Origin of the sequence: Bradyrhizobium ottawaense (assembly GCF_900099825.1) — a bacterium.
In the GTDB taxonomy this organism is placed as follows: domain Bacteria; phylum Pseudomonadota; class Alphaproteobacteria; order Rhizobiales; family Xanthobacteraceae; genus Bradyrhizobium; species Bradyrhizobium ottawaense_A.
Map to the genome: position 1 here is coordinate 5,965,499 of NZ_LT629693.1, position 14,876 is coordinate 5,980,374.

The 14,876-nt window shown below is 59.3% G+C and carries 8 protein-coding genes and 4 pseudogenes; 4 read left to right on the forward strand and 8 right to left on the reverse strand.

Translation table 11 applies throughout. The features are described 5' to 3' along the window. Positions 1-229: 229 nt before the first annotated feature. Positions 230-418: pseudogene (locus BLR13_RS42655) on the forward strand (DUF6538 domain-containing protein); the annotation flags it as partial. 530 nt (positions 419-948) lie between these two features. Here BLR13_RS42655 and BLR13_RS41910 read toward each other — a convergent pair. The 5 genes and pseudogenes from BLR13_RS41910 to BLR13_RS27935 all read right to left on the reverse strand — a co-directional run. After that, positions 949-1,191: pseudogene (locus tag BLR13_RS41910) on the reverse strand (hypothetical protein); the annotation flags it as partial. 275 nt (positions 1,192-1,466) lie between these two features. Next, positions 1,467-2,414 (reverse strand): sensor domain-containing diguanylate cyclase, encoded by a 948-nt coding sequence (locus BLR13_RS27920; RefSeq protein WP_074817278.1) that lies wholly within the window; start codon positions 2,412-2,414, stop codon positions 1,467-1,469. Positions 2,415-2,874: 460 nt separating this feature from the next. After that, positions 2,875-3,279 (reverse strand): annotated as a pseudogene (locus BLR13_RS27925) (transposase); the annotation flags it as partial. A gap of 87 nt (positions 3,280-3,366) precedes the next feature. Continuing rightward, entirely contained in the window at positions 3,367-4,614 is a 1,248-nt protein-coding gene (locus BLR13_RS27930) for an EAL domain-containing response regulator (RefSeq protein WP_171944930.1), read from the reverse strand. A 127-nt stretch (positions 4,615-4,741) separates the two neighbouring features. Beyond that, the gene (locus BLR13_RS27935) at positions 4,742-7,546 is read right to left on the reverse strand and encodes a PAS domain-containing protein (RefSeq protein WP_083387570.1); all 2,805 of its coding nucleotides are present in this window, start codon (positions 7,544-7,546) and stop codon (positions 4,742-4,744) included. Between the two features lie 517 nt (positions 7,547-8,063). On the opposite strand from BLR13_RS27935, the pseudogene BLR13_RS42660 reads away from it, so the two are divergent. Beyond that, positions 8,064-8,192, forward strand: a pseudogene (locus BLR13_RS42660) (IS3 family transposase); the annotation flags it as partial. Positions 8,193-8,548: 356 nt separating this feature from the next. On the opposite strand, the gene BLR13_RS27945 reads toward BLR13_RS42660, so the two are convergent. Continuing rightward, the gene (locus tag BLR13_RS27945) at positions 8,549-9,901 is read right to left on the reverse strand and encodes an EAL domain-containing protein (protein ID WP_083387569.1); all 1,353 of its coding nucleotides are present in this window, start codon (positions 9,899-9,901) and stop codon (positions 8,549-8,551) included. 806 nt (positions 9,902-10,707) lie between these two features. On the opposite strand from BLR13_RS27945, the gene BLR13_RS27955 reads away from it, so the two are divergent. Then, positions 10,708-11,073 (forward strand): hypothetical protein, encoded by a 366-nt coding sequence (locus BLR13_RS27955; protein ID WP_074817259.1) that lies wholly within the window; start codon positions 10,708-10,710, stop codon positions 11,071-11,073. Between the two features lie 994 nt (positions 11,074-12,067). On the opposite strand, the gene BLR13_RS27965 is transcribed toward BLR13_RS27955, so the two are convergent. Then, entirely contained in the window at positions 12,068-12,547 is a 480-nt protein-coding gene (locus tag BLR13_RS27965) for a hypothetical protein (RefSeq protein ID WP_074817256.1), read from the reverse strand. 313 nt (positions 12,548-12,860) lie between these two features. Here BLR13_RS27965 and BLR13_RS27970 point away from each other — a divergent pair, with 313 nt between their 5' ends. Next, positions 12,861-13,415 (forward strand): thioredoxin family protein, encoded by a 555-nt coding sequence (locus BLR13_RS27970; RefSeq protein WP_074831022.1) that lies wholly within the window; start codon positions 12,861-12,863, stop codon positions 13,413-13,415. Positions 13,416-13,642: 227 nt separating this feature from the next. Here the strand turns inward: BLR13_RS27970 and BLR13_RS27975 are convergent, their stop codons facing one another. Continuing rightward, positions 13,643-14,650, reverse strand: coding sequence for an alpha/beta hydrolase (locus BLR13_RS27975; RefSeq protein WP_244524950.1), 1,008 nt, complete (start codon positions 14,648-14,650; stop codon positions 13,643-13,645). Positions 14,651-14,876: the final 226 nt, after the last annotated feature.

Consider the following 14,876-nt stretch of genomic DNA (forward strand, 5'->3'; position numbering starts at 1 on the left):
TTGCGCCGCCTATTCGCCGAGTTGAGGGACGTGGCAGGTGAGGTGGTGCTCCCAACGGTATCGACGCAAAAATTATAGAGCAATTTCAATTACATATGAGTTCGCAGTTTTATTCTGAATGGCGCGCCATCATCCCATGAAGCTCTGATAATTCAAAAACATACGGCAACAGAAGGCTTTGACTGCTCGCTGGTGGTAGCACCCGGGGGTCATATTGATGCGTGCGCTGATGGGGCTGATCAAGGATAGGCATGGCACTTGGTGCGCTCAGCAGAGGGTGCCTAAGCGCTTGCAAGTCGCGGTGGCGCGCCTACTCGGCAAGGGGAAGCCAAAGCAGGTCTATCTCAAGAGGTCGCTGGCCACTAAGGACCTCCGTTCTGCGAACATTCGCGCAAAGCCCGTACAGATGGAATTTGATCGCATCCTCAGGGATGCTGGCGCGACAGTGCGAAAACCATCTGGCGCACCCCAAGCGCGATCAAGCCTGAATGCGACGGAGATAAGGTTGATGGCGGACTACGTGTACGCCACGACGCTCGCGTGGGACGAACGGTGGAGAGTTGGTGGGCGGGAGGAGTTGAGGCGCTCAGAAGCGGAACTTCGAGAGATACTCAAGCACGACGGTCGTGAGCTGGGCGCGTTGGCGTATTCCTATCAAGAGTTGCCACCGCATGGCTGGTCAGGCTCTCAGCTTGCGAACAGCCGTGCAGAGCTGGACGAAAGCTTACCCTCGATGCGAGAAGCGCTCGCGCTAGGCGACGTATCGGCGGTGCAGGATGAAGTTCTGCTGGCGCTACACGCGTTCGGGATTGATCTCGCACTGGACAGCCTGTCACGGCCGTTGCTGGGTATTGCCATCTTGCGCGCATACGTTCGGGCGTTGCAGGCGATAGGACAGCGGAATGATGGCAGTCCTGTTGAGACGCCAGAGGTGCTCATAACAGCCAAGAGCGCTCCTGAGGCCGGTGGAACCTCGCCGAATTTCTTGATGATCGTTGCATCACCAAAATCACCGGTGGCCGGATCGCCCGTCCGGCTGAAGGCCACGGCTCCAACATGTCCCGGCTTGCGCGACAAGGCTCCGCGCATGACGACCGCGGTCGGATTGAAACACTCGGTTGGTTCGCCGGCCGCAATGCCGTCGTCGGCCGCGACGAAGGGCAGCGCTACGAAATAGGTCACTTCCGCCATGGTATGCCCTAGCCGGTATAGGTATGAAATATCCCTCGCACATAGCCGTGAGAGACGGCCTTCATCAGCTCGCTCACCTCAGATTCCAAAAACTCGTTCGCGACAATCAGCGCGCGGTCCAACCGCGAATGTTTCGCAAAGACGGCGGCAGTTTGCACGTGCGTGCGTCGCGTCAGGGACAGTGAGATCAACCTCAGTACTCTTCCCCTCCGCGCATCACCAGGCCCTCGGCTGAATACCGATGGACAAGGAAGCGTACACAATGACGTCCTGCTCTAAGCCGCGCGGCTATACCCCTCGTCGCCGAACAGATGGACCTTGTTGCGGCCAGCGGCCTTCGCATCATAGAGCGCGGTGTCGGCTTCTGCGAACAGTTCGGCGATCCGCCGGCGATGCGGGCGCCCGACGAGGGCAGCTCCGATCGAAGCACCGACCTCGAGGCGAAGACCGTTCCAGAAAAGCGGTCGGCTCAGCATTACGACGGTCTGCTGCAGCACGTGTGCGATCCGGGCAGGGTCTGCCGGAGCGCGCAGAATGAGCGCGAATTCGTCGCCGCCGAGCCGGGCGACCAGGCCGGCATTGCGGAAGGCCCGCCCCAGACGCAGCGCGACCTCGCACAGGCATGCGTCTCCGGCCGGATGGCCGAACGTATCGTTGAGCTCTTTGAAACGATCGAGGTCGATCAGGACAAGTGCCGACGCGAAACCATGATTCAGGCTGTCGCCGACAACCTCGCGATAGCGCGCCTGGAAAACGGAGCGATTGGCGAGCCCAGTGAGCGGATCCGTTTCGGCTTGCCGCCGCAGGTTCTCCATTGCCTGGCGGTCGGAGGTGATATCCTGTTTGGAGCCGAAGATCCGCGCCCGCCGTCCGTCCCCGCTGTCCTTGTTGATCAAGAGGCGCATCCAGCGCCTTTCACCGCGCCAGGTCCTGATCTCGGCATCGAGCGTCACCGCGCGGCCGCTCCGGATCACTTCGGCACGAGCGAGTTCCATGTTGCGCCGCGACTCGTCGATATAGAGATCGACGATGCTCGCGCGCCGCAGCGGGTTGCCCATCGGATAGCCGAAGATGTCATAGACGCCCGGAGTCCAGGTCAGGCGCTCCGTCTCGAGTTCACATGCCCAGGCGCCGATGCGAGCGAGATTCAAGGCCTGATCGTAGAGGCGTACGCGAACCTCGTCCGACAGAGCCGTGGCAGCATGGTCTGCTTCATCTCTCATCGATGATCCGGCAGCATTTCTGGATTTTTCCCGGTCTATGGACTAGGGCTGCAGTGTTAACGAACTCTATACTTCCGCCCGCAGCCGACCGGTTCGGGCCGCAGATATCGAGGACGGACGCCTTCCTTGACCACCGCTTGGCCGCAATGAGTGTGCCGAATTCTACCAGCGTCTTTCAGGAGGAAGCGGGGTTCCAGTCGCTGGCCGCGACCGCAGCCGGCCAGCGAACCAAAGCTCGCTCTCGCCCCGGCAGAAAATGTGCTGTCTTAGATTATATTTCAATTATGAGTTCGCAGTTTTATTCCGAAGGGCGCGGCAAATTGCCACCATCCAGAATAAAACTGCGAACTCGTATAATCAGGCGATTTCGATCTCTACAACGCCGGCAGGTTCGGGATCTTCTAAAATCGGGAATACCTCGGTCGAGGGTAAACCAGGCTTTCCGTGATTTTAGTACGCTGAGCGACGCCTGTCCGGGGCGACGAGACTTTGTAGCGGTAGGTGGAGGTGTCGACCTCAAATACACGGCAGGTCCGGCGGATCGAAACGCCCCACTCGCCGCGCATCTCGTCAACCAGCTTGCGCTTCCGGACAGGCTTCAAAGCTTTCGGCGGACGGCGTCCTGAAGCATCTCTTTGTCGAGGCTCAGATCGGCAACCATCCTCCGCAGCTTGGTGTTCTCATCCTCAAGCTGCTTTAAGCTCCGCATCTCGGTCGGCAACTAGCCGTCGTACTTCTTCTTCCAGTTGAATTACGTCGCAGGGCTGATCCCGGCCTTCCGGCAAATATCCGCCACCGGCATTCCATCGGAACCCTGCTTCAAAATAAACGCCTTCTGGGCGTCTGAAAACCTCGATGCCTTCATCGCTCTTCGCTCCTCCCAGGCGGGATTTGAAAAGCTCTAACCAAGAACGATCCAGTTTGTCGGCCTCAGGTCAGCACGCAGATTGAGTCAGGATGCCTTTTGCCTCAGTTTGCGGGTTTGGAGAACAGTAATTAACTCATCCCGGGGCGTCGGCTTGGCGAGCAGATAACCTTGCGCAAGATCACAACCCATACCATGCAGGGCTCGCAGATCAGCCGCTGTCTCTACGCCTTCCGCGACGGCGAGGCTGCCGAAGCCATGAGCAAGATCAACGATAGCTTGACACAGGGCTTTGTTCGTCGGGTCGCTCGCGCAGTTCGTCACGAAGCTGCGGTCCAGCTTGATTTCCGCGAACGGGAGCATCTTTAGGCGAGCGAGCGATGAGTAGCCCGCACCGAAATCGTCGATGGCGAGTGTGGCACCGTAGATCCTCAGTTGCGTGGCGGCTTCGTGTGCGAGCCCCACGTCGCGAAGAAACTCGTCCTCCGTCACCTCAAGAATAATACCCGGCCAGCGCGGGTCTCGGGGACGTTCTGCGCGCAGGATGGCCGCTATCGGTGCCTTTAACAGAGCACAGACCGGTACATTGATAGCCTGCTTAACAAAGAGATCGGCGGCAGTAAAGTTCTCCCAATCGCGATGGGCCGTCACCAGCGCCCATTCGGTCAAAGCGATAAGAGCCTCCTCACCGGCATTCGGTAGGAAGGAAGCAGGGGATAGGACACCGTGCTTCGGGTGGCGAACCCGAGCCAGGCCCTCGGCGCCGGAGAACTGCATAGTCCTGAGATCGATTTTCGGCTGATACCAGAGTTCCATCCAGTTTTGATCAAGCGCGTGCTGGAGATCAATGCGGCGCGGTGCAGCGCTCCTGCGATCGATCCCGACGTCATTGGCGACCGCACGGATGGCTTCGAGCCGAAACGGCTTCTGAAGGGGTGGCAGCATAACGAGGCCGTGTCGCTTACCCACCGTTTCGATTTCAGTAAGCAGGGTTGTGTCGCGACCGCTCATCAATTGTACGGCGCCACTATAGCCCGCTGCGCCGAGCTGCCGAATGACGTCGATCGCATCGGAACCATCCAGCGCGACGTCCAAGAAAACTAGCTTCGGCTCGTCAACTTCCAGGCCCGCAACGAGGTCTTTGGCACTCGCGAACTCCTTCGGCCTTCGCTGCAGCTGGCCGAGGGCCGAGACGATCATGCGTCTGAGCTCGGGCTCGTCGTCCACGATGAAGACATCGCATCCTACGCCTCGGTCAGCTAACCCCGAGGACAAAGCCTCTGGGGGACTTTGCGATGACTGATCGCCGAAGCATCGCAGGATCCGGTCGATCATCTCTGATATCTGCATCACGACACTTTTCGTTAGTAGCGAACCCAAAGATGACAGCGTAAAGCTTAAAGCTTGGTATAATAGAAGATTGCACGGACGCCGGATTTACACTCAGAAGACGATTTTGACCCTAAGCACCGTTCTGGCGTTGCGCAGCCGGAGAGCGAGAGAGGGCCGCCTGTATCGCCAGCGCAAGTTCGCTCCGCCGGTAGGGCTTGCAGAGAACGGGCACCCCCAAACCGACGCCGCCGTGCGCGGGCAGCACATCGTCCGCATACCCGGAAGTGTAGAGAACAGGAAGATCCGGCCGCAGCGCCGCAGCCCGGTTTGCCAATGCGACGCCACTGATGCCATTCGGCATGACGAGATCCGTAAACAGCAGACTGATCGCGGGATCGGCCTGGAGCCGATCCAGCGCCTCGTTGCCGTCGCCAGCTGTAACCGACTCGTATCCGAGGCTTGCCAATTGCGTCGCGACAAAAGATCGGACGTCCGGCTCATCCTCCACCACCAGAATGCGCCCTTGTCCGTTCAACGTTGTGGAAGACGGCTTCTCCGGGGCCAACGCGACGGAGTCGGCACACGGGAGCAGCAGCGAGATCGATGTACCCTTGCCGAGGACGCTGTCGACGTCGACACGGCCGCCGGATTGCTGCGCGAAGCCATAGACCATCGACAGGCCGAGGCCTGAACCTTTCCCGACCGGCTTTGTCGTGAAGAACGGCTCGAAAGCGCGAGACAGGACCTGCTGCGACATGCCGATTCCACTGTCGATGACGCTGATCCTGACGAATGCTTCGTTCGGCTCCGCCAAGGAGCGCTCATCACTCGCACGCGCGTCCGACGCCCGGATGGTCAATAACCCACCGTTCGGCATCGCGTCGCGGGCATTCAGGGCGAGATTGACCAGGGCAGTTTCGAGTTGGGTCCGGTCGACATAGGCGCGGCGAACGCCGGGGTCCACCTTTATACGAAGCGTGATGTGTCCGCCCAGCGTGCGTCTCAAGAGCCCGCTAACATGCGCAATCGCCTCTGCGAGATCCACCGGCTCGGGCAGCAGGGTCTGCCGGCGGCCAAAGGCGAGGAGATGCTGCGTCAGGTTCGCGCCCCGTTCCGCGGCGTTCTGGACCGTCAGGGCGAGGCCCCTTAGTTCGGGATGATGCTGCGCCGCTTCAACCAGGAGTTCCGAATTGCCCAGAATGATCGTCAGCAGGTTGTTGAAGTCGTGGGCGATCCCGCCGGTGAGCTGCCCGACGGCCTCCATCTTTTGCGCCTGCCGCAACTGCTCTTCCATCACTTTGGTAGCGGTGTTGTCGGACATCGTCCCGCGATAGCCGGCGAGGCGGCCGTTCCCATAGAAGAACGGGCGACCGCTCACGAGGGCGTGCCGAACGCCTCCTGCTTCATGAGGAAGCTCGTATTCGAAGTTGCGATAGGGTCGATGCGCCTTGTGGTCCCCGATGTGCTGCGCCCAGCGCGGCGAACTGACATCGGCACCCGCGACTTCCCATCGCGTGCGCCCGATGACCGCGGATGTCGGAATGCCGAGAACATTCTCGGGATCTCCGATCAATCGAGTGAAGCGGAACTCCTCGTCCATCTCCCAGAGCCAGTCCGAGGATACCTCCGCGAAATCGCGGAACTGAGCTTTCTTCTCCCGCAGCGACGTCTCGAGCTCCTTGCGCTGCGAAATGTCGAAGCAGACGCCCGCCAGTCGCTGCGGCGCTTCCGGCTCCGCCGTGGTCAGACGGCCGGCCTGGGAGAACCAGCGCATTTCGCCGTCGGGTCGGAAGAATCGAAACTCGATCTGATAAGGGGTGCCGTCCCGCATCGCCAGCTCGAGGGCGTCCTCGACCACGGATCGGTCTTCCGGGTGAACGAGATTGACGAAATCCGTGAAATGCCCGGACTGGATGCCAGTCGCTTCATGGCCGTGATCCGACAGCGTCGTCAGTCCGGTTTTGAGGTCGATGTCAAACGCGATCATCCGCCCGGCCTCGAGCGCAAGGCGCCATCGCGCTTCGTTGGCGCGCAGCACCGCCGCCGCCGCATCATGTTCGGTGACGTCATGCACGATGCCGGCGGCGCACACTGGCCGGTCCTGATCTTCCTTCAGGACCTCGCCTCTGGACAGCAGCGTTCGAATTTCGCCGTCCGGACGACGGATTTTATATTTAATATCGAACGGACGTTTCTGCTCTCTGGTCGCCGTACAGAATGCCTTCACCGTCGGAAGATCCTGAGGGTGAACCGCCTCAAGGAATCGTTCGAGGGACGGTTCGGTGCGCTCAGGGTCGAGGCCGAGCAGGCGATAGATCCCATCGGACCAGCGCACGCGGTCCGATTCAAACTCCCACTCCCAATGCCCGATCGGCGCAATGCCCTCGGTCTGGGACAAGGCGGACCGCTGGCAACCCAGTTCGATCTGTTGCGCCTTGACGACAAGCGCTGTCTTGCGATGTCGAAGGGTGTCCACGGCGAGAGCAGCGAAGTGCCGCAAGGTTGTGCGTTGGTCGGAATTCAGCGGGCGGGGTCGGTAGTCGACGAGGCACAATGAGCCGACGCGCAGGCCTGGCTGTAGCGAAAGAGGCACGCTTGCGTAGAACCGTATGTGAGGTTCGCCGATTACCAGAGGATTTTCCCCAAACCGGGAATCCTTGAGCGCATCCTCGACGACAAAAACATCGTCCGAAATGATGGTATGGTTACAGAAAGCTATATCGCAAGGAGTGCCAGACGCGCCGATGCCACATCGGTCTTTGAGTACCTGATCGTCGCTGTCGATGAAGTGGACAAAAGCGATCGGGACACGAAAATGATCCCGCGCGATTTCGCAGAGGGCATCGAACCCCGGTACGCAATTTCCGTCAAGTATTTTGAGGTCACGCAGAGCTTTGAGGCGCTCGGCCTCGTTTTGTGGGATCGGAAAGCTCATACTAAGGCACCCGTTCGGCAACAGAGGTCGCTCTTGCACGATGGTAGGCGCAAAACCCTTAATGCTCCTTGCGTTGTCAGCGCAACTCCATGGACCGCAACTAATTTCGTAGTCTTTCTTAGTCGGTTTTGAATTAAATCGCGTGCAACGCCACAGGCATATTCGAAAGCTTTGCGTGCGGCTTCAGCTTCGGTCAACATTCCTGCACCTTTTTATTTTTTTAAGTTCAGCAAACATAAACGCAGATTCGAGTTGTGAATGGATGGTAGATTTCATTCGAGTTTTTCTAATATTAAGGTCCGAAGTCGTCATTCGAAGAGAGAGTACAACCAAGGGGGACATAGCATTTTTGCGCAGAGCCCCGTTTTGGCCCAAGAGGCCGTAGCTCACGTGACCTGCCACCGCAAACTTCCTCCACGCGGAGTTAGAGTCCGGCCTTGTGAAGGACGGACAGATGAAGCGAGCCAGGTTTACGGAACAGCAGATTATTGGCGTGCTGCGGGAGCATGAGGCGGGCGCGAAGACCGCCGATCGCACCGCAACATCGGATCGGCTGCGCAACCCGGACCAGCTCCGCCGATCGCACGTTGCTCTACCCGCGCCAGACGGCGTAAAATCCGCCGAGACTCTAATCGCCGCTGGATGAAAGTTCAGTGGCAGGTCACCCTGACGAGCATCATCCGCGCGCCGCATCTTGCGCAAGGCGTCCCCCCAAGATTAGCGCGCACTTTCGGGGAAACCTTTATCGAAGGCACGATCGCTGGTACATGGTGCACGCGAGTGGCAGTGAGGAAACCAAGATCGGTGTATCAAAAAACAACTCATACTTTCGTCACGAATCGCGGAACTATTGCGCGCCGCGCTGTTCCAACATGCCGCCAGATCTCTTCGCGGCGGAACTTGCCAACGCGTGCCATTCTATCGCCAGTTGCTCCCTTCCAGCTCGCTTCAGGGGTGCCGCGTGCCGACGCATCCGCGCCGTCGTTCTTTCGTGCAAGCTGGTCAGCCCCTCGGAAACCGAGCATGGGCAATTTGCCGCGCAAACTTCCTGCGCTCCATCGGTTTTCCAAAATAACACCCCTGGGCCATCGCGAAACCCAATTCCCTGACCGTCAGAAAATCGGCTCGTGTTTCCGCCCCTTCCGCGACCGTTCGTGTTCTGCCTTCGGACAATTTCAAAATCCTCCTGCAGGCCGCGCGCTTTAACCCGTCGCCTGCGCACCCATCGATAAATTTTCGATCAACCTTTAGCTCAAAGAACGGCCATTCCTCCTGGCCAAGGAGCGAGGGCCATTCTGCACCTAAACCGTCAACGGAAAGGCCGATTTTGTGGAACTTCAGCCAATGCGCGGCATCCCTTGCGAGCTTGAAATCACGCAGAAGTTCCGTGCCATCGATCTCGACAATCAATCCCGGAAAGGTCGGATGCCTGGGAAGAAGCCGCTCAATTGTCGCAAGCGCACCGTCGCTCGTGAGGAACGAAAGTGGCAGATTGATAGCAAGTTCAATTGGCCCGAATTCTGAAACGAAGCAGTGCCAGTCCGCCACCGCCTGGTTGATAAGGAATTCGGACAAAGCTGCGTAATGCGGGTCTCTGTCGTCCGGTTTGAAATAGCTGGGAGAGACCATACCCCAATGAGGGTGTCTGATACGGACGAGCCCTTCGGCACCGCCCACGGACAGAGAGCGGGTGTTTATCTTGGGCTGATACCAGAGTTCAAGCCAGCCATTATGAAGCACCTCTGCGGCGTCAACCGGGGGGCGCGGCGGCGCTGGCAAAGGCACAAAGTCAGCAAGGCTTGCCTGCAGTTCGACCTCGCCAAACGGCGTTGCGAGGACGGGAAGCATAGGCAGGCCGAGTTGGGCTCCGAGGTTCGCCAAGGCCAGTAACGCATGCGAATGACGGGGCCCGAACAAGAGCACGTGGCCACCAAAGCGCTCGTCGGCGAGTCGCTGCAAAACGCGAACCGCTAACATGCCCTCGCCAGCAAACCCGAGCAGAAGCAGATCAGGGATGTCGGCGTTGATTACCCCGGTTGCTTCGGCCGGGTGAGCGCATTCACAGGTGGTGAATCCGAGTTCTTGAAGCGCTTCACAAAGAAAAGATCGAACGTGTTTCTTTGAGTCAGCCACGCAGGCGCGAGGCACGATTTTTCGTTGGCCAAACCTGACAAGTTTGACTTCAGTTTCGTTTTCCAAAGCTCGTTTCCCACCCCAAACGTCCCACACTGCCTGTTCAATACCGCAAGAACGAAGTGGTTGCCGTCTCAGTTTTGAGATTGAACCGTTAGGCTTAATCGCCACAATGAAAGTAAAATTGGATGTGTTGTCGCCGCGCGGAGTCTTGTTCCGCATTCAATCGTCTCGACGAGCTTGCGCTCGCCGCTCCTCATGCATTTGAAAGTCCGTGCCTCGGGTGGTCAACCGGGCTCTGATCGCACCGCCACCATACGCTCTTTGCAGTTCGGACAACGCGGGCGCTCAAGGGATGAGATTGACATGCCGAATCCGCAAATGGAACACGGGTAGATTATGGCCCGCGCGAGGAGCAGAACTTGAATGAAGCCGTTCCGGTTATACTGGTCGTCGAGGATGACGAACCGGTTCAAAGTCTTGTGGAAGAAGCCCTCAGGGAAGGCGGATTCGATCCGGCTCTGCGCCGTCCGGCGGAGAAGCGGTCACCTTGCTGCAGTGAGTGAGAAAGCGCGTACCGTGCCCTGGTGACTGACATAGTTCTGCGCGGCAGAATTGATGGCTGGGAAGTCGCAAAGCGCGCCCGGCAGATCGATCCGGAGTTTCCGGTCATAGACATGAGCGGCGCGGCCGCCGCAGAATGGCCCTTCAAGGGCGTGCCCAACAGCATCATGCTCTCTTCGGCAGGGACCAGCGACAGGCGGGCGGTAAGAATCCTTCGACGCGCGCAGGCTTAGTCCAATCTCGGCCGGAAGCATAGGGTCGGCAGTGATGCTGCGCTGAGGGGGCCGCTGAGAGAGCGTATGAAGGGCTCCGCTTCTTCTAAACGTTACTTCGCTTTGTAAGGATTAAGAATACGCAGAGTTCCCTTGCGGGTTTAACATCATCCCGCTTGCCGCTGACCGCTCAGCATGGCTTCTGAGGACAAAACCAAACGCTCGGCTTAGCGGGCTCGCAGGGAATGCCTCATGATCATCTTTTTGATTGCCTTGGCCGCGAGCGCTTTACTCGGGCTGACGACCGGCTTTGTGTTTCGGGTTTGGGCAAACCTGGTAGTTGCTCCGCTTGTGGCTTTCGGTTCAGCGGTTGCTCTGTTCTATCATGGCTTCGGATTTCTTGAAGGGATATTCGCTACAATCGCATGTCTTTTCGCCAGCCAGGCGGCCTACCTCCTGGGTGTGTTCTTGGTAACCCCCGACGCGGGCGTCCAAAGCTTCCTAGCGGAACACGTGTTCGACAATGAGCCAGGCGAGAATTGCGAGCGCGACATTACCGGCAATCAACAGGAGAAGCGCCACGAGCAACCATCGCGGTCCCTTCCGCCTGACACGTGATACCGCTGAGCGCTGAAACGAGCGCCGCAGCCAGGTGCCGCGGCGCGGCCTTTTGCTGGCCGAGCGGCAAGCTGTATCGGTCTGGGGCATTGCCGGGTTCATTGTAGCACACATTCCTTGCTGTTTTCGGGTCCTGCAGGTACTTCAGCAAAGGTGATGCCAGCTTCGGACGCCGTTGATCTCGAAGCTTGGCATGGCGATAGGTGTCCGGCCTTATCGAACGTTTGAAACGTCTCCCTCCGGTGTGGACCGCCTTTCCAAGTTAGGTTGAGTGCTGTGTAACAGTCCTTATGCAGCAATAAGTTCAGCACTCAGGTTGAACGGCTGGGAGTTGTTGAAACCGGCCGACGTCGGCGCTGCACTAATGACGAGAAGCTCAAGATCGTTCTGGAGAGCATGCAGAGTCCGCGGGCGGTCTCGTCGACGGCGCGGCGGGCCGCCCCACCGCTATTTCTTCGCCTTCGGTTCCGCGGCCTCTCGTGCCAGCCGCTCGGCCTTGAGTTCAGCTTTCTTCAACCGTAACTAGGCGGTCTTCAGACCTTCGGGGTGGGGGGTGGTCAATTCTCTGGCGCGAAGAGGATGCGGACCGGTGGGCCTGGTTCATACCCAAAATCTTTGATTTTTTTACAAGGAAAAGCCCACTTGCGGCTTCGGTGAATGTCCGCTGAGGATGGAAGAGCGGACCTGAGCATTAGCGGCTCGAGGCCGGCCTTTGACCCAAACTCGACATTGGCGAGGCAGCATCCAACGAATGCAGACACAGGTGGGCGTATCGCTTTTCAAGCTCGCCCAGGCGTGAAGCCGGGTTATTCATGCCAACCGAGGCTTTGCCAGTAACGAAATGGTCCCTGGGCATTTTGCAGGGACTGGTTCTGTGCTCGGGCATCCTGGATGGGCCGAACCGCCACCCGCGTATTTTGATCACGCCGGACCCTCGCTCGGGGATTCCGCAGATTCTGGATCTCTGCTCGTGTATCTTGGACGGGCGGACCCTTCAGTGCTTTTGAATGGGAAGGACGCGTGCCTGAGCATTTTGCAAAACCTGTGCTCGTGCATCTTGCGCGGGCCGCACAGTCTCGATTTGTGCGCCTGCATCTTCCTTGGCCGCCCAATCTTGCAATTGTGTCAACAAGGCTCCAGGCGGTGCCGCCCTGATTTCTGCCTGGCTCTGATGGGCGGTATCAAAAGTGGTAGCAATTTCGTCGCGGGCTGGCGCGCCCCATACAGTCGGCGTCGTTTGAACGGTGTCAGGCTGAAGGGCCGAAATATCGGTCAGCGAAGCCTTGATGTCCGCAAAGACCTTCGCCGGATTTCCCAACGATAGGAGAATCGCCATACCGACCAGTGACGCCACTAGAACCAAAATACTCGCATTGAGGAGCAGCAACGAGCCGCGTTCCTCGTGCTCATCAGCATGACCGAAGAGAAAGAAAGGCAAAGGGTGGTTCTGATCAAAGCCATCTCTTATCGGCATTGGCTGAACCTCCGCTTGCTGTTCTTGCCGACCATACCGTGATATCGAGGTCCAAAAGCGGAGAAATCTTGATCTCACTAGGGCCCCGGGGGGAACCCGCTCGATGATGCTGCGGCTGCCGATGCAGCCCTTATCTGTAGGTCCCGCATTTGGTCGGCTCCCGGCCCACACCGACGAAATCCCGCGCTCGTCCAAATGTCGGCTGTTAAGGGTCGACCGGAAATGTCTAAACGACGCGACTGGCGAGCAGGCTTCTGTAATTTTGCCCCGGCAGGCCGTCGTCAGCGGATATTTGGGCACAAGGAGGTGCGATATGGCGACAACAGCTACCCAAGTCGTTCTTGATACGCCGGCGGCGGAGTTCCGGCTTCCGGCCACCGACGGCAAGACTTACGCACTGGACGACGTTGCGGGCGAAAAAGGCACGGTCGTCGTCTTCATCTGCAACCATTGTCCCTATGTTAAAGCGGTGATCGACCGCATGGTTTCGGAGGCCCGCGTGCTGATGTCGGAGAGCATAGGCTTTGCGGCGATTTGTTCGAACGATGCGGTGAGCTATCCCGAAGACTCATTTGAGAATATGAAGCGTTTCGCGAAGGCTCATGATTTCCCGTTTCCATATCTCCACGACGAGACCCAGACAGTCGCTCGGGCGTATGGGGCGGTCTGTACGCCGGACTTCTTCGGTTACAATGCCGACCGCAAGCTCAAGTATCGCGGCCGGCTCGACGAAGGCCGCACAACTCCGCCTCGCGCGGGGGCGCCCCGAGAGCTTGTCGAGGCCATGCGCGCGATTGCGAACACCGGTCTGGCGCGGGCTGACCAAAAGGCGTCTATTGGCTGCTCGATCAAATGGAAGGACGAATAACCGGACTACCCCGCGACATCCGGAAGAGAGCTGTCCGTGAGGCGTAGCGCAATATCGCAGCCCGCCGCCGCTTTGCCGATTTGGGTGTGTGGCGGACGCCGGCATCATAGCGCCACGGCGAAACAATAGTGCCCATCTTCATCGACCGTGGCGCGCCACTCTAGGCCAGAGCGCTACAAGCGCCGGGCAGGCACCCTTCCTGCGTAATCGTTTTCGCCAAGCCGAGTTCACGCGGCCGCGGTATCAATCGAGCGGCGTATCACCTGCTGCACCTCCGCATTCGACAGGAACAAATCGTGGTTGATGATACCCCAGCCTGCCTGGGAAGCATCGATCACACGCACCCCGAGCTGCTCGATGGCGGCCTTCTCGGCGGCGCCGACTCGTGTCATCCCGCCAGCGATTCGTCCCGACAGCGCCAACGCGCGATCGTTCGTCGCGGCGATGACGGTGATCTTGCCGGCGAGCGGTCCGATGCGGTTGATCGCCGACGAGAATACGTCCATATCGATGTCCGGTGCGGCAAACACTACCGCGCCGATCCTTCCCGCAACGGTGTCTCCGTATCGCGCATAGAGCTGACGCAAGCTTTCGAGCGTCAGCATGGTTCCCATGCTGTGCGCGACGATGTGGACGCGGCCGCCGCCCGGAGCCGACACGATGGATGAGAGCACGCGTTCGAAGTCGTCGCGGGACCACATCGCACTTTCGCGGTCATAGGCGTAGTCGAACAGTCCCGCCTTGGAGGGCCAGGAGAATAGCATCGTCCGGCCGCGGAACTTGATTGCATCGGAGAGGTGCGCGGCATCGAGCGCCGCTGTCTCGAACGTCTGTTTGAAGCCGTGCACGTAGATCAGGACGTCTGGTCCGCCGCCGGCCTGCGCAAGAAGATCGCCGACCTTCCCCGACACCGGCTCGACCTCATCAAGACGCCAATCGCCAAGTCCGACTGCGGCGAGAGAGAGACGGCCGTCGTCTGGCGGCACCAGCTTCGCCCGTGCGACCGTTATCGCAGAAGCCCGCTCCGGCCCGAACCACGGCTTCGCGCGCCCGCCGTTCACCCGCTTGCGTGTGGTTGTGACGAGCAGTGTAGGATCAACTGAAAGCGACGAAGCGTCGAAGGACGCGCCCGTCGCGCCTAAGCCGGCGCATCCCCCGAGTGCGAGCACGCTGGTTGCAGAAGCAAGCCCGCCCAGGACCGCGCGGCGGGATGCAATAGCCTCGTGTTGCAGCAAACGTCGGACGATCACGCGGAACCCTTCAGGAACACTGCCCGCCGTAGGGCTCGCCCCCTGTTGGCTCCCTAATGGCGGCGAGAAGAGGGCGGGCGGGCCCCGCCGGAACCAGGCGCGTCGTCAGACCCTCGGGGTGGGGGGTGGTCAATTCTCTGGCGCGAAGAGGATGCGGACCGGTGGGCCTCATTCATACGCAAAAATTTCTGAATTCAATCCGAAAAGCCCA

Bases quoted from the DNA above. Each gene is read 5' to 3' on its own strand.
- BLR13_RS27970 (WP_074831022.1), top strand. From the start codon at position 12,861: ATGGCGACAACAGCTACCCAAGTCGTTCTTGATACGCCGGCGGCGGAG.
- BLR13_RS27935 (WP_083387570.1), bottom strand. From the start codon at position 7,546: ATGAGCTTTCCGATCCCACAAAACGAGGCCGAGCGCCTCAAAGCTCTG.
- BLR13_RS27945 (WP_083387569.1), bottom strand. From the start codon at position 9,901: ATGCGGAACAAGACTCCGCGCGGCGACAACACATCCAATTTTACTTTC.
- BLR13_RS27920 (WP_074817278.1), bottom strand. From the start codon at position 2,414: ATGAGAGATGAAGCAGACCATGCTGCCACGGCTCTGTCGGACGAGGTT.
- BLR13_RS27965 (WP_074817256.1), bottom strand. From the start codon at position 12,547: ATGCCGATAAGAGATGGCTTTGATCAGAACCACCCTTTGCCTTTCTTT.
- BLR13_RS27930 (WP_171944930.1), bottom strand. From the start codon at position 4,614: ATGATCGACCGGATCCTGCGATGCTTCGGCGATCAGTCATCGCAAAGT.
- BLR13_RS27955 (WP_074817259.1), top strand. From the start codon at position 10,708: ATGATCATCTTTTTGATTGCCTTGGCCGCGAGCGCTTTACTCGGGCTG.